The 21,437-nt window shown below is 72.6% G+C and carries 28 protein-coding genes and 1 pseudogene; all 29 read right to left on the bottom strand.

Annotation, left to right across the window (positions count from 1 at the left end; all coding sequences use genetic code 11):
* Nucleotides 1-60: 60 nt before the first annotated feature.
* The 29 genes and pseudogenes from BG452_RS00635 to BG452_RS00505 all read right to left on the bottom strand — a co-directional run bounded on the left by BG452_RS00635 (nt 61) and on the right by BG452_RS00505 (nt 21,428).
* A complete protein-coding gene (locus BG452_RS00635; RefSeq protein ID WP_188302100.1) occupies nt 61-939 on the bottom strand; it encodes a winged helix-turn-helix transcriptional regulator in 879 nt (292 codons plus the stop codon).
* Nucleotides 940-984: 45 nt separating this feature from the next.
* The gene (locus BG452_RS00630) at nt 985-1,473 is read right to left on the bottom strand and encodes a hypothetical protein (protein WP_188302099.1); all 489 of its coding nucleotides are present in this window, start codon (nt 1,471-1,473) and stop codon (nt 985-987) included.
* On the bottom strand, nt 1,470-2,213 hold the full coding sequence (locus BG452_RS00625) for a hypothetical protein (protein WP_188302098.1): 744 nt from the start codon (nt 2,211-2,213) through the stop codon (nt 1,470-1,472). Before BG452_RS00625 ends, BG452_RS00630 begins: the two co-directional genes overlap by 4 nt.
* Before the next feature lie 12 nt (nt 2,214-2,225).
* A complete protein-coding gene (locus BG452_RS00620) occupies nt 2,226-2,804 on the bottom strand; it encodes a DUF4913 domain-containing protein (RefSeq protein ID WP_188302097.1) in 579 nt (192 codons plus the stop codon).
* A gap of 96 nt (nt 2,805-2,900) precedes the next feature.
* Nucleotides 2,901-3,065, bottom strand: a complete 165-nt coding sequence (locus BG452_RS45155) for a hypothetical protein (RefSeq protein WP_223241552.1) — start codon at nt 3,063-3,065, stop codon at nt 2,901-2,903.
* 113 nt (nt 3,066-3,178) lie between these two features.
* Nucleotides 3,179-3,742, bottom strand: coding sequence for a hypothetical protein (locus BG452_RS46865; RefSeq protein WP_262985957.1), 564 nt, complete (start codon nt 3,740-3,742; stop codon nt 3,179-3,181).
* Nucleotides 3,624-3,923: pseudogene (locus BG452_RS45150) on the bottom strand (DNA cytosine methyltransferase); the annotation flags it as partial. The pseudogene BG452_RS45150 and the gene BG452_RS46865, both read right to left, overlap by 119 nt.
* Before the next feature lie 216 nt (nt 3,924-4,139).
* Nucleotides 4,140-4,781, bottom strand: a complete 642-nt coding sequence (locus tag BG452_RS00610; RefSeq protein ID WP_188302096.1) for a hypothetical protein — start codon at nt 4,779-4,781, stop codon at nt 4,140-4,142.
* Between the two features lie 63 nt (nt 4,782-4,844).
* Nucleotides 4,845-5,288 (bottom strand): hypothetical protein, encoded by a 444-nt coding sequence (locus BG452_RS00605; RefSeq protein WP_188302095.1) that lies wholly within the window; start codon nt 5,286-5,288, stop codon nt 4,845-4,847.
* Between the two features lie 200 nt (nt 5,289-5,488).
* Nucleotides 5,489-6,130: a hypothetical protein gene (locus BG452_RS00600; protein ID WP_188302094.1), complete on the bottom strand. Its 642-nt coding sequence runs from the start codon at nt 6,128-6,130 to the stop codon at nt 5,489-5,491.
* The gene (locus tag BG452_RS00595; protein WP_188302093.1) at nt 6,127-6,714 is read right to left on the bottom strand and encodes a hypothetical protein; all 588 of its coding nucleotides are present in this window, start codon (nt 6,712-6,714) and stop codon (nt 6,127-6,129) included. Before BG452_RS00595 ends, BG452_RS00600 begins: the two co-directional genes overlap by 4 nt.
* The gene (locus BG452_RS00590) at nt 6,711-7,286 is read right to left on the bottom strand and encodes a hypothetical protein (RefSeq protein WP_188302092.1); all 576 of its coding nucleotides are present in this window, start codon (nt 7,284-7,286) and stop codon (nt 6,711-6,713) included. Before BG452_RS00590 ends, BG452_RS00595 begins: the two co-directional genes overlap by 4 nt.
* 46 nt (nt 7,287-7,332) lie before the next feature.
* Complete coding sequence (locus BG452_RS00585) at nt 7,333-8,499, bottom strand: DnaB-like helicase N-terminal domain-containing protein (RefSeq protein ID WP_188302091.1); 1,167 nt, start codon at nt 8,497-8,499, stop codon at nt 7,333-7,335.
* Complete coding sequence (locus tag BG452_RS00580) at nt 8,496-8,669, bottom strand: hypothetical protein (RefSeq protein WP_188302090.1); 174 nt, start codon at nt 8,667-8,669, stop codon at nt 8,496-8,498. The genes BG452_RS00585 and BG452_RS00580 overlap by 4 nt, the downstream gene beginning before the upstream one ends.
* Nucleotides 8,670-8,705: 36 nt before the next feature.
* The gene (locus BG452_RS00575) at nt 8,706-9,410 is read right to left on the bottom strand and encodes a hypothetical protein (RefSeq protein ID WP_188302089.1); all 705 of its coding nucleotides are present in this window, start codon (nt 9,408-9,410) and stop codon (nt 8,706-8,708) included.
* A 74-nt stretch (nt 9,411-9,484) separates the two neighbouring features.
* Nucleotides 9,485-10,318 carry a hypothetical protein gene (locus BG452_RS00570; protein ID WP_188302246.1) on the bottom strand — a complete coding sequence of 278 codons (834 nt, stop codon included), beginning with the start codon at nt 10,316-10,318 and terminating at the stop codon, nt 9,485-9,487.
* 62 nt (nt 10,319-10,380) lie between these two features.
* Entirely contained in the window at nt 10,381-12,144 is a 1,764-nt protein-coding gene (locus tag BG452_RS00565) for a type IV secretory system conjugative DNA transfer family protein (protein WP_188302245.1), read from the bottom strand.
* A 277-nt stretch (nt 12,145-12,421) separates the two neighbouring features.
* The gene (locus tag BG452_RS00560) at nt 12,422-13,045 is read right to left on the bottom strand and encodes a hypothetical protein (RefSeq protein WP_188302088.1); all 624 of its coding nucleotides are present in this window, start codon (nt 13,043-13,045) and stop codon (nt 12,422-12,424) included.
* A 109-nt stretch (nt 13,046-13,154) separates the two neighbouring features.
* Nucleotides 13,155-14,018, bottom strand: a complete 864-nt coding sequence (locus tag BG452_RS00555) for a DUF317 domain-containing protein (protein WP_188302087.1) — start codon at nt 14,016-14,018, stop codon at nt 13,155-13,157.
* 12 nt (nt 14,019-14,030) lie between these two features.
* Entirely contained in the window at nt 14,031-14,486 is a 456-nt protein-coding gene (locus BG452_RS00550) for a hypothetical protein (protein ID WP_188302086.1), read from the bottom strand.
* Nucleotides 14,487-14,503: 17 nt separating this feature from the next.
* Nucleotides 14,504-15,100 (bottom strand): hypothetical protein, encoded by a 597-nt coding sequence (locus tag BG452_RS00545; RefSeq protein ID WP_188302085.1) that lies wholly within the window; start codon nt 15,098-15,100, stop codon nt 14,504-14,506.
* A 69-nt stretch (nt 15,101-15,169) separates the two neighbouring features.
* Complete coding sequence (locus BG452_RS00540) at nt 15,170-15,460, bottom strand: hypothetical protein (RefSeq protein ID WP_188302084.1); 291 nt, start codon at nt 15,458-15,460, stop codon at nt 15,170-15,172.
* Between the two features lie 169 nt (nt 15,461-15,629).
* Nucleotides 15,630-15,887, bottom strand: a complete 258-nt coding sequence (locus tag BG452_RS47540) for a hypothetical protein (protein WP_317620839.1) — start codon at nt 15,885-15,887, stop codon at nt 15,630-15,632.
* 253 nt (nt 15,888-16,140) lie between these two features.
* Nucleotides 16,141-16,974 (bottom strand): hypothetical protein, encoded by an 834-nt coding sequence (locus BG452_RS00530; protein ID WP_188302083.1) that lies wholly within the window; start codon nt 16,972-16,974, stop codon nt 16,141-16,143.
* 367 nt (nt 16,975-17,341) lie between these two features.
* A complete protein-coding gene (locus tag BG452_RS00525) occupies nt 17,342-17,764 on the bottom strand; it encodes a hypothetical protein (protein ID WP_188302082.1) in 423 nt (140 codons plus the stop codon).
* A gap of 16 nt (nt 17,765-17,780) precedes the next feature.
* On the bottom strand, nt 17,781-18,530 hold the full coding sequence (locus tag BG452_RS00520; protein ID WP_188302081.1) for a hypothetical protein: 750 nt from the start codon (nt 18,528-18,530) through the stop codon (nt 17,781-17,783).
* A gap of 26 nt (nt 18,531-18,556) precedes the next feature.
* Nucleotides 18,557-18,970 carry a hypothetical protein gene (locus BG452_RS00515; protein ID WP_188302080.1) on the bottom strand — a complete coding sequence of 138 codons (414 nt, stop codon included), beginning with the start codon at nt 18,968-18,970 and terminating at the stop codon, nt 18,557-18,559.
* Between the two features lie 49 nt (nt 18,971-19,019).
* Nucleotides 19,020-19,703, bottom strand: coding sequence for a hypothetical protein (locus tag BG452_RS00510; protein ID WP_188302079.1), 684 nt, complete (start codon nt 19,701-19,703; stop codon nt 19,020-19,022).
* Between the two features lie 216 nt (nt 19,704-19,919).
* Nucleotides 19,920-21,428 carry an ATP-binding protein gene (locus BG452_RS00505; protein ID WP_188302243.1) on the bottom strand — a complete coding sequence of 503 codons (1,509 nt, stop codon included), beginning with the start codon at nt 21,426-21,428 and terminating at the stop codon, nt 19,920-19,922.
* Nucleotides 21,429-21,437 lie beyond the last annotated feature (9 nt).

Below are 21,437 nucleotides of genomic sequence, written 5' to 3'. Positions count from 1 at the left end.
GGAGGGCAAGATGATGAACCTCGGAGTAGGCGGGGAGGACTGATCGGCGTCGGACCCGGGTCAGCGCGAGCGTGCCGCGGCGGTGACGAGGAGGGACGCGGGCTGGGGACCAGGAGCGTGGGAGAAGGTGAGCTCCAGAGTGACGCCGCGCAGCACGGCGGCCGACGCGCGGGCAGCCAGCGGCCGTTCCGGGACCTGGGGCGCGGAGAAGGAAGCGGCGGTGCGAGCCGGGCTCGCCACCACGACAGCGCTGGTGCCGGCGGCGGCCAGCGCGGTGCCGGCCCGCACCGGGGCCGCCGCGGACACCTGGTGCTCGGCGGTCCAGTCCGACAGTGCGCCGTACACCCGGCCGAGCGCGATACCGGCTTCGCCGAGGTCCCACCGGTAGGAGCGGCGCGTGCCGCTGCGGACGACCAGGCCGCGCTCCTCCAGGGTGAGGAGGCGCTGGTAGGCGGCGGCCTTGTCCCTAGCGCTGAGGGAGGCGACCACCTGCGGGTAGGCCAGCCCGTCGTTCTGGCCCAGCGTGGTGAGCAGCGGGAGCGCGTGCGAGCCGGCCAGCAGCCCCAGCGTCTCCTCGATCATCTCCGGAGCCTGCGCGATCGGTGCGCCAGGCTTGGGGTAGCGCTGGGCCCAGGCGAGGGCCGTGGTGTAGAGCGGCGCCAGGGCCTGGCCGGTCGTAGAGAGCGAGAGGTCGTAGCGGCCGGACCCGGCGGGGGTGCGGGTGATCACCCCGGCGCCGGCCAGGGAGCGGGTCGCCGAGTAGAGGCTGCTCACCGGCACGATCGGGTCGGCCGCCAGGAGATCTCCGGCGGTCATCGGTCCCCGCCGCAGCGCGTGAACGACGCGGGTGGCCCACCGGGTGGAGAGGACCTCGGCGGTGTGGTGCACGTCGTTGTCGAGGTTCTGCGGCGCGGCGGTCGTGGTGACGGTCGAGGACATGCGGAGATCTCCGATCGGGCTTTCGGCTGGGTGGGTCGGGCGAGTTCAGCGCTGGCGTGCGGCGGGCGAGAGGGCGACGGCGGGCGTGGCCGTGCTCGTGGTGGCGGCGGCCTGGGCCGGGGAAGGGCGGGAGGAGGAGGCGAGGGCGGCCTGGAAGCGGGCCGGCATTCCGCGCCCCGCCTCCTGGACGGCGGCCTGCCGCAGGCGGCGGGCCGCGGTCTCGTAGACCGCGACCCCCCGGCGCTCGCCTACGGCGACCAGGTGGATGCCCAGCAGATGGCGGGGGTTGTGCGGTGCCCGGCGCTCGGTGTAGACGAGCCGGTAGGCCATCGCGTCGTCCAGGTAGATCTTCCTGGCGCCCCGCAGGTCGCGCTCGCCCTGCTCTTCCAGGAGGGGGCCGCGTACCTCGGCCTTCACCAACCGGTCGAGGTAGCTGAGCGCGAGTGTCCGCACCTGGCCCGGTACCGTCAGCAGATCGGCCAGCGCCTCCGGGTGGGCGCTGAAGCCGGGCAGCGGCCGGGCGGGTGCGATCACCGCACGGCCCTGCGCGAGACCGCCGACGTCCCGGCGAGGACCGCCGCAGGTTCCTGGGCGATGGTGCGCTGGCCGGCGCCGGTGGTGCGGGCGCGGGCGGCGCTGGCCTGGGGGCTGACGACGACGCTCACCTCGTCACCGACCACGGGTGGAAGCGGGGTGCGCCGGCTCTCCAGCCACTGCTGGACCTCCTGCGGACTGCTGAAGCTGCCCTCGCGCAGGGTGTATCCGCGCTGGTGGTGGGCGGACTCCAGTTGAAGGAGGAAGGGGCGTTCGGCGCTGACGGCGGCGTTGTCGCGCAGCAGCGCCCAGGTCTCGCCGTACTCGATGCCGTGTTCGACGAGCTGGTAGCGGGAGCCGGACTCCATGATCCGGGCGGCGGCTGCCGCGCTGCGGGCATCGGCCGGCGCGCCGGCGCCGCGGGCATGCTGGAGGAACTGCTGCGGGTCGGCGCCGCGCTGGACGAGCCAGGCCGCGCCGGCGGCGAAGGTGGGTGCGGGCTCGGCGGCGAGGGCGAAGGTCTGGCCGTCCTCGTTTTGGTGAAGGTGCGCCGCGACAGCGGGCATCCCCCACTCGTTGTAGCCCTCGAACAGGAAGAAGTTGTCGCTGCCGCCGAGACCGTCGGGCACGGTGCTCTCGCTGAGCAGCTCGTACGAGCCGTCGGCGGCCAGGAGGTGGACCTGGGCCTCGGCGGAGGCGGCGTCCTCGGGGCGGCGGCCGGGAAGGTTGAAGTCGGGCAAGGTCGGGTCCGATCAGGCAGCAAGAGGGAGAGCGGGCGGGGTGGGGTCGGTCAGGGCGGGGTGCGGCAGCAGACGGTGGCTGATGTGGCCGCCGCTGGAGGTGCACGCCGCGAACGGACCGTCTGCCGATCGCAGCTTCATCAGCGCGGGCTCGAGATGGTCGCGCTGCCACGAACTGGGGCCGGCGGCCCCCGACTCGGGGTCGATCGCGGCCTGCCAGGCCAGCCACAAGGCGTGCAGCCTCGCCACCGCCTCGGGATGCTCCTTCCAGCGGGGGCACCAGGGCTTCGAGGCCGTGGTCTCGGGCCCGTAGATCTTGGTGAAGATCTCGTCTACCCATGGGGTCATCAACTCCAGTTCCTTGAGGTACTGCGGGTCGTCGAAGGCGAGGATGAACAGCGGCTCGCCGCCGGCGGGGGCGGCCAGATCGTCGACGTCCTCCGGGGGGAGGGCGGTGGTCATGCTGGCCAGTTGCTCGGCCTGGAGGTCGAAGCCCGCCGCGAGCTCGGCGAGCCGCGCCGTCAGGACGTCGATCTGGGCGTTGGTGTAGCCGGCCGGTGCGGAGTCCGGGTCGGGCTCGGGGGTGGTCAAAAGGGCGGGTGCCTCTCGTCGGCGGGTGATGACACGAGGATCTGCGCTCGACGGCTCGCTCCAGCGAGCCGGACTTGGTGTATAAGCACGCCCTTCTCACCGCCGCCCGCAGCAGCGGGCAGCGGCGAGCAGGGCCGGGGCATCGAGCAACTCCAAGGCTGTGCATGCCTGCTGGGGGACGACCCCGTTGCCCAGGGCGGTCAACTGGGCGGAGCGGGACAGGCCCGGAACGCCGGTGACGTGGCCGGAGTCGAGGCCCATGATCCACTCGACGAACCGCGGGTCGAGTCGACCGCGCTCGTTGGTCGGCTCCGGTGCGGGGCGGGTGGCGCGCTCCCAGCGGGCGATGGCCGGCCCGTACGGGCCCCAGCGGTTCAGCCCGTGGCGCTCGGCTCCCAGATCGGCAGGATCACTTGGGACAGCGGCGGGAGGGAGGTCGGCTCGGTGCGGCGGCCCGGCTTCTGCGGGGCCGGGTGCAGCTTCGCGGTCGCGGAGGGAAGAGTGAGATCCCCCTTCGAGCCACGGCTGTTGGGCCCGCCGTGGGTGCCGTCGCTCGCCTTCGGAGTCGGGAGAAGGTGTTCCACCTCGTCGCTCAGATTCGGGCCGTGCCCGCCCTCGCGCCTGCGGTCCGGGTGCTGGCTGCCCCCGATCGCGCCGAGATTGCTGGTCGGGGTCTTGAGCAGCGTGACCGCGTGCCCCAGGTCCTCCCGCTTCGGGTCCGGGCCCTTCGCATCGCGCGCCTTGGGCGTGGGAAGGCCACGCGGCGAGGAAAAGTCGCTCCCGCTTGTGGGGCGCACCGACGTCGGCGGCGCGAAGCACCGTCCATCGCGCATCCATCCCGAGGTCGGCCAGGGTTCCGAGAACCGCGCCGAGTGCCCGCAGAGCAGGCTCACCTCCGCTGTCTCCCAGATCGCACCAGCCGCATTCCAGGTCGCCATCGGCTGGCGTCCCAGCGGGTGCGGAGAGGATTCCGCGGACGTTTTCAATGATCACCAACTTTGGCTTGAGGACGTCGACCGCGCGGGCGATGGTGTGCCACAGTCCGGAGCGGGTGCCCTCGACGAGCCCGGCCCTCTTGCCGGCCACGCTCAGGTCCTGACAGGGGAAGCCCGCCGTCAGGACGTCGATCGGCTCAACGCTGCTCCAGTCAACTGCGGTTATATCGCCGTGATTTGGCGTCTCTAGGCCAGTGGTGGGCGAGGATGGACGCGGCGTTGGGGTTCATCTCGGCGTGCCACACGACGTGGCCGCCAAGGGCGGCCTGGACGCCCATGTCCAGCCCCCCGTAGCCGGAACACATGCTGCCGATCCGCGGGGGCCGGTGGACGTGCCGGGTCATCGGCGTGCCCCGGAGGTGGCGCGGGCGGCGGTGGCCGGAGAGGAGACGGCCGCCGCTGAGACGGCGACCTGGGCCTTCGGTCCGGCGGCCTCGGCGGCGGTCTTCGCCGTGGCGGGCGCGGCCTCGGGCGGGTAGGGGGTGGCGGCCGAGCGGACGGCCTTGTGGGCGTACTCGCCCATCGGCGCGGAGGTGATCGCCCGCAGCGCCTCGGGCTCGGGGCCGGTGAGACCGTGCGCGATCTGGGCCAGCTTCCAGGCGCCCTCCTGGAGGACATCGCGGGTCGCGCCCAGCGAACGGAAGTACTGGATGCGCCCGGCGCTGCTGGCTGGGCGCTCGGGGGCCAGCTCGATCTGGATCGCGGCGATCAATGCCGGGTGGGCGCGAAGCAGGGCCTTGCTGAGGAGCAAGCTGCCGTAGCCGTAGGCGATCGTGCTGCGGTGCCAGGCGACGTCCTCGAGCGGGGCCTCGGGGCCCGTCGGCGGCATCTCGTCCGCGGCGTTCGTAAGCAGGGTCTGCTGCAGCTCGGAGAGCTGCTCCAGCACCTCGGCGAGGCGTTCGCGCTGCGGATCTCGGTAGCAGTAGATGTGGAAGAGCTGCTCGCTGGCGGTGTGGAAGCCGGTGGCGACCTGCAGCAGCATGCCGGACTGGTGCTCGACGGACAGGGACAGGGCGGGGCTCCTAATGGGGCGGAGGCGGGAGGGTCAGCGCCGTGGCTTGGCGGCGGTGCGGGGAAGGGCGGCGACCGGCAGCGGTTCCGCAGCGGGGCGGCGCTGGAACGCCGAGCGGAGCCGGCCGGTGAAGGAACGGGCAGCGTTCGCGCGGGAAGCTGTCTGCGAGTGCTGGGACTGGCCGGAGGTGGGGAGCTGTTCGGCCGTTGCGCGCAGTTCCCTTGCCGAGCTAGCCAGTTGGGCGAAAATCTCGTGATAGTGGTCGGCCGGCCGGGCATCTTCGGAGGAGGGGATGGCCCAGACGTTCGCGCTCATGGCGACGGTGAAGACGGCCAGAAGGTGGCGTTCGGCCGTTGCGATCCGGTTGGTCGCACCCGCCAGGGCGATGGCGGTGCGACGGGCTGCGGTTGTCGCCGTCGGGTCCGTCGAGATGCTCGGCGCGTACTCGGTGGCGGCGTTGATTGTGCTGGTCTGCACCTCTTGGAGCGCGAGGAGTTGGCGGCGGACGTCGAGGACATCCGGTACCTCGTTGAGGTACGGGTCGTACGGACCCGGCAGCGAAACTGCGACGGCTTCGATTCGTTTGGCGGCCAGTTGGAGACGCTGTTGGTGGTCGTGGATGGTGACGGTGGGCGTGGTGGCCTCCCTTCGTCGGGCCGGACGGGCCGGCGTGGTGGTCAGGTGCGGCGCAGCGGAACGACCGTTGCGGGCGGGGAGCTCGGGGGCGCGGGAGCGAAGGGCTCGGCAGGCGGGGAGACCAGAATGAGGGCGGGCGAGCGGCGAAGGGCGGCGTCCACGCGGCGCTCGCTCTCCCCAGCGGCGGGTGGCCGGCCTGCAGGCGGTGCTGCCGTGGGCCGACGGGCGGCGAGGCTGGTGACCTGGGAGGGGACGGCGGCGACCGTGGCGGCGTCGGCCAGCGCCTGCGACGTCTCGCGCACCGTGCGCCGGACCGTGGCGAGCGCGTGCCAGGCGCTGGTCTGCGCCTCGGGGCTCGGCACCGGGTCGGCGAGCAGGGAGGCTGCCCTCGCCAGTCCGGCCTGTGCGAGGGCGAGGGCTGAGGTGGTGGCGGTGAAGACGCCGAGGCCGGCGTCGCGCGCGCTCGTCGACCGGAAGAACACCTCGTCGAGCGGGGCCGCGACCAGCTCGTGCAGGCGCACCATCGGCCAGGACAGGTCCCGCACTTCGGGCAGCGGCTCGTGCGGCGCCGGTACGGGGATCGCCTGCTCGAAGGCGCTCAGCTGCTCGGAGAGCGAGAGCAGTGCGTCCAGGTCGGCCTGGCCGAGCCCGGCCACGGCGGGAGGCAGGGGGTTGCCGGTCACCCGCGCCTCCTGAGCGGAGAGGAGACGACGGGTGAACCGATCACCGGCGCCGCCGCAGCAGGGCTCGGCCGGCTCTGGCCGGGCGGGAGCCGCGTGGCGAAGGCGAGCACCGCCTCGGCTCCCTGCGCCGCGCACCGGTCGGCGCTGTCCAGCGCGGCGGTGGCGTGCTCGGCACGGCGAAGGCGCAGCGCCTCGGCTGGGCTGCCCGGCTGCTCCGGCGGAGACTGCGCGTACTTGATCGAGAGGTCGAGGGCCGCGCCCAGGTGACGGTGGACGGTGGCCGCGTGGCTCATCGCGACCTCGTACGCCCCGGCCAGTAGGGCCGCGGACGGGTTGTCGGCCGGCTGCCGCCCGTAGTGCTCGGCGTTGTCGCCGCAGTGCCGGATGAACGCCTGCGCCTGGCGAGCCTGGTCCAGCAGGGCGCTGCGGTCGGGGACGCCGGGAGCCGAACCGGACGGGGTGACGGCAGCGTTGTGCCCCAGGGCGCGCAGCATTCCCGCGACCACCTCCAGGTCGTTGCGGTAGGCCGAGTTGGACAGGGCGCCGCCGAAGGTGGCAGGGCCGGCGGTGGCGAGCGGCCTCATCGACGCCGTCCCGGGAGGGTGGCGAGCTGCTGCCCGACCGGCAGCGGGGGCGAGGTGACTGTGCGGGCACTCCGGCCAGCGCTGGTCCGGGCGGTGGCGGCCAGGGCCCGCGGAGCTGGACCGTGCGCGAGAGCGGCGGCGGGGCCGCTGAGCACCCGGGCGTCGCGGCGCAGGTTCTCGGCCGCGCTGTTCAGCGCCAAGCGAGTCCGGGACAGCGCCACGTTCAGCTGCTGGGCGCCGCGTTCGCGGACCTCGTCGGCGCGCGGGCCGCCGAGGCCGTCGACCTCGTAGAGCCGGCCGGCCATCGCGGTGGCCCGGCCGATCGCGCCGAGCGCCTCGCCCAGCTGCGCGCCAGCCGTCGCCAGGGAGCGCACCGCGATCCGGTCGGCGGTCGGGGCATGCGGGTGGTGCAGTGCGGTGGCGACGTGCAGCAGGTCGTCCTGGCAGTCGCGCAGGGCGCCGGTGTGCTCGGCCAGTTCCTCCAGTCCCGGCAGCCCCTCCTCGCGGTAGGCACGCGGGAGTTCGGCCTCGAGCTGGTTGATGGAATCGGCCGCCGAGTGGAGTCGGTCCACGGACTGGGCACGGGGGGTGGTGGGGGGCAGTGTGGGTCTCCGGTGGTCAGCGTCGGGATCGTACGGTGGTCTCGCCCGTGCGGTCGGCAGGCCGGGCGGCTGGGGAGGGCGGCGGAGCGGGGCTTCGACTCAGAGCTGCTCCCTTGCGCCGGGCGGTGCCGAGGACCACCGGTCCGGTGCGCTCGGTGGGGGGCGCCGTCGCGGAGCGGAGCCGTTCCTGCACGCGGTCGGCGGGGGCGAGGGCCCGTACGGCCGAGCCGAGCAGCGGCCCGGCGGCGATGGAGGCGTCCAGCGCCATCACCCGCACGATGCCGGCCGAGGTGGCCGCCGCTCGCAGCAGCGCGGCGCGAAGGACGCGCTCTGCCCAGTAGCCGGGATCGCCCGGAAAGCCTTCCGCGCACAGGTCGCGGACCTCGGCCACCGTGATCACCCCGGCGGCCAGGGCGCCGCGCCGCTGCACCTCCCACAGCACCGTCAGCTCGTCTACCGGCTCGCGCCGGTGCGCGAGCGCGGCCATGGCGTTGAAGACCGCGCGGTGGCCGGTGTCGACGAGGTCCTCGGCCGTGAGCCAGGACGCGGTCTGCGGGATCTGCTCCGGGGAGCTGATCAGGCTGGACAGCAGCATCTGCTCGTTGTGCCGGGCGGCCTCGGCCGCCTTGGCGGCGGCCGGCCGCGTGGGTGGGGTGGGCAGCGGCCGGGGAGAGCGCTGGTCGATCGTCCCCCAGGCATCGGCCAGCCGCGCGATCACGGTGTGCAGCGCGCCGGTCAGCTCGACGGCGGCTTCGACCGCCTCGGTCTCGGCGGCGTGCAGCAGGCGGTGGGCGTGTTCCTCCAGCGCCCGCCGCACCGCTGTCTCCAGGACCATCCGGCCGTAGGCGGCGGCGTGCGCGGGCCTGGGGCAGGCGGCGACCAGCGTGTGGCCGTAGCTCGCGCTGAACCCGGGGACCTCCCGGGTGGCCGTGGTGATCGCCGTGATGGCCCAATCCGCCTTCGCCTCGGCATCGGCGTCCGGGGCGAGGGCGAGGGCCGGGTGGCCGGCGGTGTGCTGGGCGAGCAGGATCGCGAAGAAGCTCTCGTGTGCGGGGCGGTAGAAGTGCCGGGGCTCCAGCCACTCCTTCAACAGGGTGAGCTGGGCCGGGTCGAGCAGGCACGCTCCGAGTACCGCCTGCTCGGCCTCCAGCTGCGGGCTCATGTCCCGGTTGACCGGCGTCACTCGGGCACCGCTTCCTCGCGCGGTTGGTCCGGGGCCAGCAGGGCGCGCAGCTGGTCCAGGTCCTCGACGAGCGCCTCGTCGCGAATCCGGACCCGGCCGGCGCCCACCGACAGGTGCCAGCCCCCGTCGGCCCGGGTGACCGGCAGAAAGCCGATGGCGTTCTCAGTCATGTCAACTCCGTTGCTCAGAAGGCGGAATGATGGGATTCACAGGGTTCGGCCCGCAGTGCGCGGCGGCGCGTAGTAGCCAGGAGCGACCTCGTGGAGCCGACCGGCCGTACTGGTCCTGGCACTGGCCGCAGCCGAGCGGCGTGCTCCCGCGGTGCCCGGCGGGGCGAACTGCTGGAGGTCCGCGGTGATCTCCTGGCCGATCTCCCGGAGCACCTCGGCGTGGCTGTGGAACCGGGCCCCGGCATCTGGGTGGCCGAACTCGGAGAAGCGGGCCGACAGGTGGTCGAGCGCCTCCTGGAGCTGCCCGAGAGCGCCGAGCCGGTCGGCGACGGCGTCCCGCGCGGCCACCGACGGCTCCGGCAACGGCGCGAAGACCGCGGTGTACGAGGCCACCGCCGCGCGCAGCGCCTGCGCGCGGATGCGCCCCGGTTTCAGGAGATCGGCCTGGTTGGACCGCAGGAGGTTGCCTCGCGCGCCCATGCCGTGCAGGAAGCGAGGGTTGAGCACGTTGTACTCGTCGAAGCCGAACCAGGAGGAGCCCAGTTCCCCGGTGTGCGGCGAGACGATCTGGACCCGAACGCCGTTCCACGTGTCGTAGCGCATGGTCTCGGTGAGCTCGGCGGTGACGATCAGGCCACCGCGACGGGCCACCTGCTTGGTGCCGGCCACCTTGCCGTCCGGCAGCGGCGAGATCAGCGTGAGAGCCTTGGCCCGGTCGACCGGGATGTGCCATGGGTCCAACAGCTCGAAGCTCCTTGTCTGTTGAGGACGGTCCTATCGGTGCAGCCGAGCAGGCCGGCTGGGCGGGTGGGACGTCAGGCGGCATCACCTCGGCAGGAGAAGGGCGAGCAGCCGGCATCCGAGCCGTTCTCCAGCTCCTCCTCGTCCAGTTCCAGCCGCAGCTGCTGGGCACGGGCCTCCGCCCGGGTGAGCTTGTCGATCGGCGCCAGGTCGAGCGGAAGCCGGGAGCGATGCAGATACGCCTGCCCCAGCAACGGCCTTCCATCGGCATTCGCCCTGGCATTGCCAGCCCGGATCGCGGCATCGAACTCCACGACGTCCGCCCACTCCTCTGGCGAGTTGTCACGGATCTCCCGCCACTGGGCATTTCCGTGGAATGGGCAGCCGAGACAGCTGCTCTTGGGAGTGGACCCCCAGCCGTGCTCGGAAAGCAGCTTGAGGCAGTCATCCCGTGACATTCCGAGATCCAGCAGAGGAAAGGTGTGGCGAGTGTACTTGACATCGGAATCCTTGGCCCGATGAAACTCGTCCGTGCTGATGCCTATCCACTGCTCGGCGTACAAGCCGCGGGGAACCCTCGCCGGATGCGGGTACCCGAGTATCTGGCGAACCTGGCGCTTTATCGGCTTGATCTTATATTCGCCCGTACATTGGCGCCGCGTCATTCCCGGACTGCCGTCCTGGTTGAGAATGTACAGTGGCATAGACGCGAACCGGTGCGCCGGGTCTAGCGCGTCCTCGCGGATATTTCCGGAGGATACCCGAAGGATCGGTATGTTCGCTGGCCGGGCAATCCTGCGCTCGACCTCATCCAGGTGCAGATAGACCTTGGATGGCTCCCATCCAGTGTCCGAGAAGATGGCGTAATCGAGCTTCGGGAGTTCGCCAAGCGCTGACAGCAAAAGCAATGTCGTGGATTGCACGCCGGCGCCTAGAGAAAGGATTCGAGTGGCCGCTTCGGTGGTGTAGTTCATGCGGCACCACCGGCCTTGGCCATCGCGCGCTCGGTGATCAGGGCGGTCTGCCGCGAGGAGGCCGCACCCACCTCGGCGGCGCCGGGCTCCTTATACCAGGGGCGCAGATTCACCAGCGCTGGCCTAAGGCCGGTAGCAAAGAGGAGAGCTGTTCCCTTTTTCAGGGCACGGATCTGGTCGGGCGGGAGAATGCGTTCCTGGCGCATGCTGACCGAGGTGGACCGGCCGGATTCCGACGTGGAATGCGATACCGTTTCGACGTCGTGGTCGCCGACCAGGCGCGACAACTTGTCGGCGAAATCGGCGTCGTCGATGCCCGAGCCCACCAGTTTGATGGTGGCGGCACTCCACATCGCGTCCATGCCCGCCTCGCCCCACACTTTCTGGCCCTGGCGGTAACTCTGGAGAATGGTGATCGGGATGACGCCGCGCGATCCTAGGTGGGAATAGAGGTCGGGCAAATCTCCGATTTTGCAAACATTTGCGGCCTCGTCCAGAATGGCCAGCAGCGGCGGGTCGAGTCGGCCTCCCGCGCGTTCGGCCTCGATGACGGCCGTGCGCATCACGGAGTCGGCCGCAGCCGCGATCAGCGCGCTCGCGGAGCCGCCGCCATCCTTCGAGAGAAGGAACAGTGAGTCCTTGCGGGTGACGAATTCCCCCGGCTTGAACTCCGGCAGGTCGGGATTCGGCGTGACCCACTTCGAGATCTGAGGGTCCAGGAGGCAAGCGGCATACTGGCGCGCGGTTTCGTAAATGCCATCACGGGTTTCCACGGCGCCGCTCACCGTGCCCTGGAGCTGGTCCGCGATGGCGATCATCCGGTGGTCGCGGAGAATGTCGACCGGAGTGCGGTCGCTGGGCACCGCAAGCCACTTGAGGACGTCCGTGATCGGCCGGCGGTCGCAGCCCGCCGCCAGGAACAAGGCGCAGAGCGTGTTCTGCGCGGCGGTGCTCCAGAAATCGCCCTGCGAGGACTCGTCGACCGCAGCGGCGACGAAATGACCTGCCAACCGCCGTGCGCCCGGCAGGTCCCCCGCGTCGGCGAGGATGTCCCACCACATCCCCTGCGGGGTGTGGGCGATCTGCTGCGGATCCATGGTCCAGACCCGCCCGACCTCGGAGCGCGCTTCCAGGCACGCCGTGTAGGCATCCCGGGCCGCCTTGTTCGAGGTGAGCAGCACGGGGCCGGGGGCGCGCAGGATCGCGGGGACGGCGATGCTGGTGGTCTTGCCGGAGCGCGGCGCCATGATCGCGACCGCGACGTCCTCCCAATTCGACCTGACTTCCGGGCCGTTGGGAGCGAGGTCGCCGAGCAGGATGCCGGTGTCGTCCGGACTGATCTCGCGCGGCTTGGCCTTGGAGAGGCTGGGGCGCAAATCGCGCGCCTTGGCGGTGATCTCCGCAGGCAGCAGCGGGGCGAGGTCGCTGCGGCCGGCGAGGCCGGTGGGCTGGCTGCGTTGCTTGGACCACAGCAGCAGGCCGGTCGCAGTGAGGGCGAGGGAGATCAGCGCCGGGGCGATTCGGGTGCTGATCAGCAGGAGGAGCGAGCTGAGCTGGGGGAAGAGCCGGTCGGGGTGCAGAGCGGCGTCGACCGGCCGGTACGGGGCCCACGGGGCGGCGGTGGTCGCGGCGGTGGCGGCGTTGCCGCCGACCCAGGCGAGGGAGCCGAAGACGGCAACGGCGATGCCCGCGCCGATGAGCGCGTAGAGAAGTGCATCCGAACCGGGGCTTGCAGAGGGGGATTTGGGGGAGGCGGGCAGGAGTGCGGTCCTTGCAGGGGGTGGTGGTCTGCCGGGCAGGAGGCGCGCAGCGGCAGGGGCCCGGAGCGGGCGGGGGCGGGCGGCGATCACTGCGGGACGGAAGCCCGAGACGTGGGCGATCAGCCCGGTGGCCGGCGGGTGGTCAGCCGGCGGGTACGGCGTGCTCAGCGACGGGCAGCGGGTGCCTTGGCCGGGCAGGTCGTTGGAGCGGTGCCGGGTTCGGTGTCGAGCCGGCGGACGAGTTGGACCAGCTCGGCCCCGCCCGAGCCGGGGCGGGTCACCGTGCCGCTCCGCGGGCGGAGGCGGCGACCGGCGTCGGCGCGGTGCTCGTGGTGGAGGTGGTCGGGCTGCCGGGCGAAGTGCGGGTGCGCGCGGCGATGGCGCGGGGTGCGGCCGGCTGGTCGTCGGGCTCGTCGGGCTGGGCCAGCTCCGCCTGGGCGATGAGGTAGCCCGCCGTGGTGAGCTGGGCACTAGCGTCGTGCAGCGCGGTGGCCATGGGTGGTCGGGCGGGTAGGAGGTCCGCCTCGGCGATGGCGTCGAGGCGCTGAGAGGCGGTGTCCAGAAACGCGGTGAGCCGCTCGAGCAGTCCGGTCTCGGGGTCCATCACCGCGACGACGGCGGAGGAGAGGTCCTCGACGGTGTCCGCCCTGTGCACCTGAGCGGTGGCCGCCACCAGCCGGGACTGCATATAGGCCAAGTCCCGTCCAGCAAAGGCGATTTCTGTTTGTCGGCGCGGGAGCGGAGGGACGACCCGGGTGGTGTATCCGGCGTCGGCGAGGAGCTGAACGGCGAGGCGGATGCGCTGGTTGACGTCGCCGTAGCCGGCGTCCTCCGCGGTGAAGATTGGACCGAGGCCCTCGTTGTAGAACCCCGCACGGGCGAGGAGGACACGGCTGGCCATGTCGGGGGCTTCGGCCCAGGCGCTGCCGGTGGTGGAGGAGCCCTCGCGCAGGGGGAAGCGGGCGAAGAGGATCTGGTGGGGCGGCTCAGGCAGGGGGCTTCCTTCCTTGTCAGCGGCGTGGGTGGCCTTGGTTCGGGTGGCGGGGGTCGAGCGTGGCCATCTCGGCCTCGAAAGCACGGAACTGGTTGGAGCTCCTCGATGGCGGCAGGCTGCGGATGGTGGCCGCGGTACGGGTGGCGGAGCTGATCTGGGCGTGCGCGCGGACGACGGGCGCGGGGTCGGCGATGGAGGACATGAGCATGTTCAGGTAGCGCACCGGGGTGGCAGAGGACAGGATCGCCGTCCACTGGTCCTGCCAGGCTGGGCCGAAGGTGCAGTCGATCTGCCAGGGGCCGACGCCTTCGCCGAAGAGGTGGTCCGGCTTGGGGGTGTGGACGAGCGATGCCTTGCCGTCCGGTGAGGTGAGGCGGATGCCGTCGACGACGGTGGCGACGGCTCCTTCGGTGCCGGGCCACGCCACGGAGACGGTGCCGGTGGCCGGGTCCGCGATCCGAAGCTCGGTCAGGTCGGACGGAGTCCAGCCGGCCTTGAGGAGGGGGCGCCACGCGGTGCTCGGGTGACCGGGCCACTCAGCGACGATCTCCTCGGGCGCCCGGTACCGGTCGGCGGCCAAGGCCTGGACGAGCGCCCCGACGATCTCGGCAGGGGTCTCCTTGGTGAAGGTGGCCTGCCACCTCGGCCGCTCGTCGCCGGGCCTGTCGCGGACGCTGATCTTCCACAGGTGGAAGACGGCCATCTGGCAGAGGACTTCGATCCTGCCGCACGGGCTGGTGGCCGCGATCCGGTTCCCGTAGGGGTTGTTCTCGAACGGCCAGCCGTGCGCGTGGACGACGGGCTGGAGTACGCGGCCGATCTCCCCGGCGCCCGCCAGGTAGCGCGGATGGACGAGGAACTCGTCCGGGGTGCTGGGCATGGATCTCCGGGGTCAGCGGTGGGGAGGTTCGACGATGCGGGGGTGCGGCGGAGGCGCCGAAGCCGGGGCGAGGTGCACCGAGGCGCCGGTGCCGGCCGCCCGCAGCGCCGGGGACTGCGCGGTAGCGGCCCGGCTGCGGGTGGTCTCCTCCGCGGCTTCGGCGATGGCGTCGGAGGCAGCGGCGGTGCGGAAGGCGGCGGTGCTGATGGCGGTGGCCTGGGTGAGCAGCGGCTCCCACAGCGGCGGGCGGTCACCGTACTCCTGGGCGACCTGCCGGCCGATCTCGCTGATCGTGCCCGCGAGTTGGTGGGCGGTTCCGGGCATCAGCGTCAGTCCCTGGAGGACCTCGGCCGCCTCGTGAGCCGTCAGGAAGGGGGCAAGGTCGGTGATCTCGGCGAGGGCCCGGCCGGCGCGGGCGATCGCGTCGTTGGCGACGTCGATGGTCCTGGTGGTGCGGGTCTCGGGCAACGAGCGGGAGCCTCTTTCTACGGGCGCCGGCCGGTGCGGGCCGTGGCGATGGTGGCGGGCGGGAGGGCGGGGAGGAGGCCGGGGCGCTGGCCGGTGCTGCCGGCCAGGGCCGCGCGGGAGCGTCCGTGGAGGCCGGCGCTGCGGGTCTCCGCGAGGTGGCACACCGCCAGGGCCAGGGATCGGTCGCGGCCGGTGTCCGCCACCGTGCCGTCGGGCCGGGCGAGCGGGGCGACGAGCCGGACCTCGTGCTCGCCGACCCGCAGCAGCGCCCACCGGCAGGCGGCCGGGTCGTCCTCGGCGGCGATCCCGGTGGCGGCCAGGATGCGCCGCGCCGTCAGACGGAAGTGGTGCTCGGCCGGGGCGGCGGTGTCGGGATCGGTGCGCAGAGTGCACTGCCACACCAACCGGATGCGCAGGGCCGAGGCCGGGTGATCGGCAGCCGGCAGGTGCGCGGCCAGCTCCGCCCCGAACGCCTCCAGCTCCGGGGCGGGCAGGTCCTCGACCGGGCGCCAGGCGTCGATCAGGCGGGGGCGGGCGCGCTGGAGGGCAGCGGCTGCGGCGATGGCGGAGAGCAGGTCGGCGGTGGAGGCGTACCGCGAGATCGTCGGTTGCACGTCAGCGTCCGCGACTGGGAGCAGCTGATGGGGCAGCTGGCGATTCGATGCCGGGGCGGCAGCTGGCTGTCACGCGCCGTCCGGATCCTCGAAGGCGAGCGCGGTCTCCTCGACCGTGCGGGACAGTTCCCACAGCTGGTCGAGCGCCTTCTGGCCCAGCTTGTATGCGGGGCTGCAGTGGCAGGGGGTTACAGCGATAGCTCCCAGCAGGCTCTTGAGCGCTCCGAAGACGCTGATGTCGTCCACGGAGTTCAGCTCGCGCAGAATGCGCAGGGCTTCCTTCTCGGAGTAGGTCGACTGGAGCTGCTCCGTCACATTCTGCAGGTGGCCGGCGGCGAGGGTGACGTCGGAGTTGGTCAAATGGTGCTCCAGTTCGGGGTGTTCGGGATACGCCGGGGCCTGATGTGCTGGCCCGGCCCGGTCGGGTCGGGTCGGGTCGGGTCGGGTCGGGTCGGGTCGGGCCTTGTGCCGGTGGTGACGGGGTCGACTGCGGTGGGCTCGCAGGTCGGGTCGCTCACGGCTCCCGCATTCAGTTCGGGTTCTCGTTGGCGCGGTCGGCGCTGGTAGCGGCGGCGGCCAGTTCGGGCAGGTCGGCCGGCGCGCTCTCGCGCTGATCGATCCACCAGGACGCCTTGTCCAGCGTGCGCAGCTGCTGCTCGACGGCCAGCCAGTCGCCCTCGGCGAGCACGCCCTCGACCACCAGGGCCTCGTAGGCGGCGGTCACCAGCTGGTGCCGGCAGCGCTCACCCCACGCGATGGCACGCTCGGGGCCTTCCAGCGGGGGCATCTCGAAACGGCCGGCCCACTCGGCGGCGGCCTGCGCCTCCTCTGCGCGGCGGGCGGCGATCCACGCTTCGCGCTCGGCGGTGTCCTCCTTGCGCTCCGCCAGCCAGCAGTCGCGGCAGGAGCGGGTGGCCAGCCAGCGGGCGTAGCCGGCGCGCTTGTCGGCGGGACGAGCGGACAGGTCGTGGTCGACTTCGTGCCCGCAGTCGTGCTCGACGGACCAGTTCTTCTTGACGGACAGGGTAATGCTCCTTCAATCAGCGGGAGTTGGTGTGCCCGGCGGCCCAGGCGATCCGCGGGTCGACGACCTGGGCGGACGCGGCAGTGGAGGCTGCACCGGTGGCGTGCAGAGCGGCGGTGGAGCGAACCCGGCCACTGGTGGCGAGGGCGGCGCGGGCGCGGGCGCTGCCCGGTCCACTCGTGCGGGCGGCCGGCGCGGCGGGAGCGGCGGCGACGGCGGCGAGGTCCTTGCCGGCCCCGGCGAGAATGGTGGTGGCCTCGCCGATCACCGCCTCGACGCGGGCCAGGTCGACGCCGCCGGGGTTGGCGCGCACCTGCTCCTCGATGACGCGCAGGCGGGAGGCGATCTCGGCGGTCAGCAGCGCGCGGTTGTGCAGCAGGGCGTCGGCGCCCTGCTCGTCGCGGCTCGGCCCGGCCGGCGGGTGGACGACGGTGCCAAACGGGTCCGTCTGCGGGACCGGTGGGATGGGGCCGAGGTCGGGGGCCTTGAACAGGCGGGTGACGAACGGGTCCTCGGCGTTCGCGAGGTGGTCCGGCGCGGGGACGGGCGAGGGCGGGGTGCGGTCCATCGCCTCGATCAGCCGGGTGGCGAACGGGTCGGTGCTCTCGTACGGCCCGCCCAGCGGTTCGAACGCGAGGTCGGAGGCGACCCGCAGGCCCTGGCCGCGCAGCGTGGAGATGGCGGTGGCGGTCCGCTTGGTGCCTTCGAACTCGGGCTCGTCCAGGACGTAGAGGCTGGGGTGCTCGCGGGTGCGCGTGAAACCGGCCTCGGCGAGGGCGAACGCGACCTGCTGGTTGCCGTGCGGGTTGGTGGCGACGATGCCCAGGCGCGGGTGGCGGCCGATGTGCACGTCGTGCGTGCGCGGGGCGCTGGCCTGGACGACGGCACCGGGGCCGGCGGCGCGGGCGGCCGGGCTGTCGGGGACGGGCCGGGTCGCCTCGTTGTAGTCGAACGCCGGGTCCGCGCTGACCTTGACTCCGCCGCGACGCAGCGCGGCGACGGTCTGCCGTGCGTGCAGGAAGACGTTCTGCTCGGTCGCCGGGTCGAGGGCGTGGCGCCCGTCGTCCAGCTGGCGGAACCCGGCGCGGGCGAGCAGCGTGTGGGCGGTCGGCGAGACATCGGGGCCGACATCGGCGACGACGCCGTACTGCGGGTCACGGGTGATGGAGACGTGCTCGGGGGTGATGCGCTGCTCCTCGGGGCAGAGGTGGACGTGGTCAGCGGCGGGCGGCCGGTGCCGGCGAAATGGGGACCAGCACCGCGGGGCGGGCCTGATCGGAAGTGGTGGGGGCGCCGTGCGCGGTAGTGGTGCGGGCGGCGGCGACGCGTGTCGCCGAGGGCGAGAGGGCGACGCTGGCCGTCTCGACGCCGGGGATCGACGGCCTGATGCTGACCGGGACGCCCAGCTCTCCCAGCACGGCCACCAGTTGGGTGGCGGTCCGGGTCTGCCGTGCGGGGTCCGGATCCGCTAGCGAGTAGCGCTCCGGGGCGTCCTCCAGACCGAGCCGGAATCCGGCCTCGGCCAGCGCCGCCAGCACAGCCGGATCGCGGCTGGCGGTGGCTGCGGTGATCCCGGCGCCGGCAAGGCGCCGCAAGACGACCCCGGGCTGCGGCGCCGTGGCCGGGTTCTGGCGGGGCACGCAGTTCTCCAGGGGGTCAGCGGGAGGCCACTCGGCCGGGTGCGGGCCCGGGTGGCAGGGGCGGTGCGGAGCCGGCGGTGGTCATCCTCAGGCGGCGCGAGGGCCGGGCGGCCTCGGCCCGGGCGGCAGCAGGCCGGGTGGTGTCCCGCAGCATCGTCACCCGGAACTCGCGGCGGGCCTCGGCCGCTGCGAAGGTGGCGATGTAGTCGGTGACGTAGAGCTCGCCGCGGCCGGGTTCGTAGTTCAGCCACACGTACGAGTGCTCGTCGTCCTTCGGGGTGGCGGTCAGCCACCAGTGCCGGTCCTCGAAGATGTACATCGCCTCCACGACCAGGGCGCCAGAGACGACCTCCTCGGCGACGGCCCGGTCGCGCGGGCTTCCCAGACAGCCCGCGGTCAGCGCATCGGACATGAGCGTGCGGGCCTTGGCGGCAGCAGCGTCGGCGTCCGGGAACGGACCGCCGTACTGGAGCCACCGGTAGTGCTCGACCAGGTCGGCGTTGCGCTGGGAGGGCTGATGCCAGTTCGCGACCGGGACGCGCGCCTTGACCAGTTGGTCGATCGCGCCGGCGGCGTTGCGGATCTGGTCGTCCCGGTCGACGCTCGGGCGCTGACACCAGCCGTCCAACTCATCGGCTCGGTACCAGAATCCGGACTGATAGAGGATTTCTCCGGCTACCCGGGGCAGCGGACCGGTGCGCACGGCGAACTCGCCGCGGTCGAAGTCCCAGCCGAAACTCACCGAGCCGGCAGCGCCAGCTGCCATCGGCATTGACATCGCAGGACTCCCGATCAGCGGCGGCGGGCCGCGCCCTGCACGACCACGACGGGCACCGGAGCGGTAGCGGGTACCGAGGCGGCCTGGTCCGCCTGCTGCTTCGCCTCTTCCTCGCGTTCCTGGAGCAGCCGCACGAGGTCGGCCTCCAGCACGTCGCGCTCCTCGGCCGCCACCTCCAGCCGCTCCAGCTGCGCGTCCAGCGCGTCGAGGACGCCGTCGTCGACGATGCGCTGGGCGGCGGCGATGTTGATCAGCCGGACCCGCTGGAAGGACACCGCGGTCTCGGCCGCGACCAGTGCGCGGTGCGTCTCGATCACGCGGCAGGTCGACGCGTCGGCCCGCGCCTCGTTGGCGACCAGAGAGGTGATGCTCTGGCCGAGGGCGGCCTCCAGGCGGGCGTCCTGGCGGGTGAGGGTCATGGTCGGCATGAGTCTCCAAGAAGTAGGCAGAGCAGTTGAGTTGGAAGCGCCGGTGCGGTCAGAACGGGGGCGGGCCGATGCTCGAGGCAGGGGAAGGAGAGGAGGCGACAACGCGCGGTGGCGCGGGCGGGAGCGGGCCGGGGCGACCGAGCAACACCGGGGACGTCCGGCGGGCAGCGGCACGCCGGACGCCGGGCTCGGGCGGGTCGACCGCGTACCCCAAGGAGGACCACGCCTCGCGGGCGGATTCCAGGTTGGGGTGACGATCGGCTCCGTAGTGCCTGCTGCCCGGCTCGGTGTAGAACACCGCCGCCTCCCCAGCGCCCGGGTACTCGACGAGCAGCTCAAGCTCACCCTCGACGCCCCGATGCTGGGCGTGGAGCACCAGGTGGCCGTTGTCGATGTCGTCGCTGACCAGGTGCACCCAGACGGTGCGGCCTACAGTCCGCGGCTCCGCGGTGACCGCCGCCCGCAAGCGCGGTGGCACTTCCTCGACCCGTCGGCGCTGCTCGTCCGCGCTGTACACCCGGGTGAAGCCGTAGCCGGCGACCGTGACCAGCCTCTCGGCCTCCAGGATCTGCCGCCGCGCGGTGCTGCGGTCGGTGTCGCGGCGGATGCGGTGCAGCAGCAGGGCGTCGTCGCGCACGAGTCCGGCCTGCTCGAGCCAGTACGCGCTGCGCCGGTCGGGCGGGTCGGCGACGACGGTGTCCCGCTCGGGCAGGTGGGCGATGGTGACGTGCATGATGACGGCTCCCGAACGGTCAACTGCGCTGGGGGAAGGGTGAGAAGAGGCGGATCGAGTGGCCCTCTCTCACCGGTCGGTGGCGGCGGACCTCGGCCTGTTTTCCGGAGTTCCGGCCCCGGAGCGGCCGGCTCGTGCGACGATGGCCTCGTGGCCGCCCCCGTTCGGGCCTGAGCCGTCACCCGAGCGCGGTGTTCGCGGTCACCCCGGTGGCGATCAGGCCGCCGTCCGGCTCTCGTGCATCCGGGCGTCGGTGTCGAAGAGGCTCAACTCGGCCCGGTGGAGCAGGTGCTGAACAACGAAGCTCCGCCCTGCCACCCGCCACAGCCCGCGGCCCTTGCCCAGCTGGGCGATGGCGGCGGTCTCCACGCCGCTGAGGCCAAGCAGGCCGGCGGTAGCGGCCAGCTGGTCGGCTTCCTGCCGGTAGATCACGCGGGTCGCGCAGTCGGTCAGCAGGCCCTCCGCCAGAGCACGGGTACGCGAACCGGCGTCACCGGCGCTGAGCAGGTCGCTCAAGCGGTGGATGATCAGCATGTTGGCGATGCCCAACCCGCGGCTCAGCTTCCACTGCGCCTGCATGCGCTGGAGCAGGGCCTCGTGCCGCATGACGCGCCACGCCTCGTCGTAAACGACCCACCTGCGACCGCCAGCGGGATCGCTGAGTGCGGCCTCCATCCATGCCGACGCACACGTCATCGCCAGCACCAGCGCCGTGTCGTCGCCGGTGGATCCGAGGCGGGACAGGTCGATCGTCAGCATCGGGCTGCGCGGATCGAAGATCGCGGTCGACGGAGCGTCGAACATGCCGGCCAAGTCGCCGTTGATCAGCCGGCGCAGCGCGTGGGCGAGGTCCTGGGCGGCGGCGCCGACCCGGCGGGTGGGGTCGCCGAGCGCCGCGTCCAGGACGGCGGGCTGCCCGAGGACGGCGGCGACGTCGCCCAGCAGCGGCACCTGGCCGGTCACCTCGGTGCGGGTGACGACCGCGTCCAGGGCGACGTCGAGCGCGGTGTACTCCATCGGCGCGAGATCGCGCTTGAGCACGGTGCGCGCCAGCGAGCCGAGCAGCAGCAGCCTTCGCTTGCGGACCTCGCCCGCCCAGTCGGCCGGATCCACTCCCGCCGGCGGGGGCGGGGCGTCCAAGGGGTTGAGCTTCCCCGGCAACCCCGGACCCAACGCGATGGTGGTGCCGCCGACCGCCTCCGAGACCGGCGTCCACTCACCCTTCGGGTCGCACGGCACATACACGCGGTAGCCAAATGCCGTGCTGCGCAGGGCAATTGACTTGGCCAGTGCCGACTTCCCCTGCCCGATGACGCCGGCGATCAGCGTGTTCGGGTTGGTAAAATTTTCAACTTTTCCGTACAGGGCGAAAGGATCGAAGACGAACGAGGCTTCGGCGTGGACATCCCTGCCGATCAGGACGCCCGAGGAGCCGAGGCCGCCTTCGGCGAGGAACGGATACGCGGCACTGGCGGTGGCCGTGGTCATGCGGTGCGCGGGCAGCTTGAGCTTGCTACCGCGCAGGGAGGCCGGGCCGGGACGGCCGGATGCGGGGTAGGTGGGGAGGAGTTCGGCGTTCTCCTCGCGGCGGTTCTTCGGGCGCTGGGGTTGGCCGGCCTTGCGGGCGGTGCGGCGAGCGGTGGCGAGGTCGCGCTTGGCCTGGCGGCGGGCGGCGCGGTCTGAGCGGGTCGGGGTGAACAGGGGGGTGGCACTGGCGGAGCGCAGGAACGTTTC

The organism is Streptomyces sp. CBMA123, from assembly GCF_014596465.1.
Taxonomy (GTDB): domain Bacteria; phylum Actinomycetota; class Actinomycetes; order Streptomycetales; family Streptomycetaceae; genus Kitasatospora.
The sequence above is the reverse complement of the archived record's forward strand: the minus strand, read 5'-3'. Positions and strand labels throughout refer to the sequence as shown.

Excerpts from the sequence above, each read along its gene's own strand:
- BG452_RS00635 (WP_188302100.1), bottom strand. The coding sequence starts at position 939 with ATGTCCTCGACCGTCACCACGACCGCCGCGCCGCAGAACCTCGACAAC.
- BG452_RS45155 (WP_223241552.1), bottom strand. The coding sequence starts at position 3,065 with ATGGGCCTCGACTCCGGCCACGTCACCGGCGTTCCGGGCCTGTCCCGC.
- BG452_RS46865 (WP_262985957.1), bottom strand. The coding sequence starts at position 3,742 with ATGGCGACCTGGAATGCGGCTGGTGCGATCTGGGAGACAGCGGAGGTG.
- BG452_RS00610 (WP_188302096.1), bottom strand. The coding sequence starts at position 4,781 with ATGCTGCTGCAGGTCGCCACCGGCTTCCACACCGCCAGCGAGCAGCTC.
- BG452_RS00595 (WP_188302093.1), bottom strand. The coding sequence starts at position 6,714 with ATGAGGCCGCTCGCCACCGCCGGCCCTGCCACCTTCGGCGGCGCCCTG.
- BG452_RS00580 (WP_188302090.1), bottom strand. The coding sequence starts at position 8,669 with ATGACTGAGAACGCCATCGGCTTTCTGCCGGTCACCCGGGCCGACGGG.
- BG452_RS00560 (WP_188302088.1), bottom strand. The coding sequence starts at position 13,045 with ATGGCCAGCCGTGTCCTCCTCGCCCGTGCGGGGTTCTACAACGAGGGC.
- BG452_RS00555 (WP_188302087.1), bottom strand. The coding sequence starts at position 14,018 with ATGCCCAGCACCCCGGACGAGTTCCTCGTCCATCCGCGCTACCTGGCG.
- BG452_RS47540 (WP_317620839.1), bottom strand. The coding sequence starts at position 15,887 with ATGCCCCCGCTGGAAGGCCCCGAGCGTGCCATCGCGTGGGGTGAGCGC.
- BG452_RS00520 (WP_188302081.1), bottom strand. The coding sequence starts at position 18,530 with ATGGCAGCTGGCGCTGCCGGCTCGGTGAGTTTCGGCTGGGACTTCGAC.
- BG452_RS00515 (WP_188302080.1), bottom strand. The coding sequence starts at position 18,970 with ATGCCGACCATGACCCTCACCCGCCAGGACGCCCGCCTGGAGGCCGCC.
- BG452_RS00510 (WP_188302079.1), bottom strand. The coding sequence starts at position 19,703 with ATGCACGTCACCATCGCCCACCTGCCCGAGCGGGACACCGTCGTCGCC.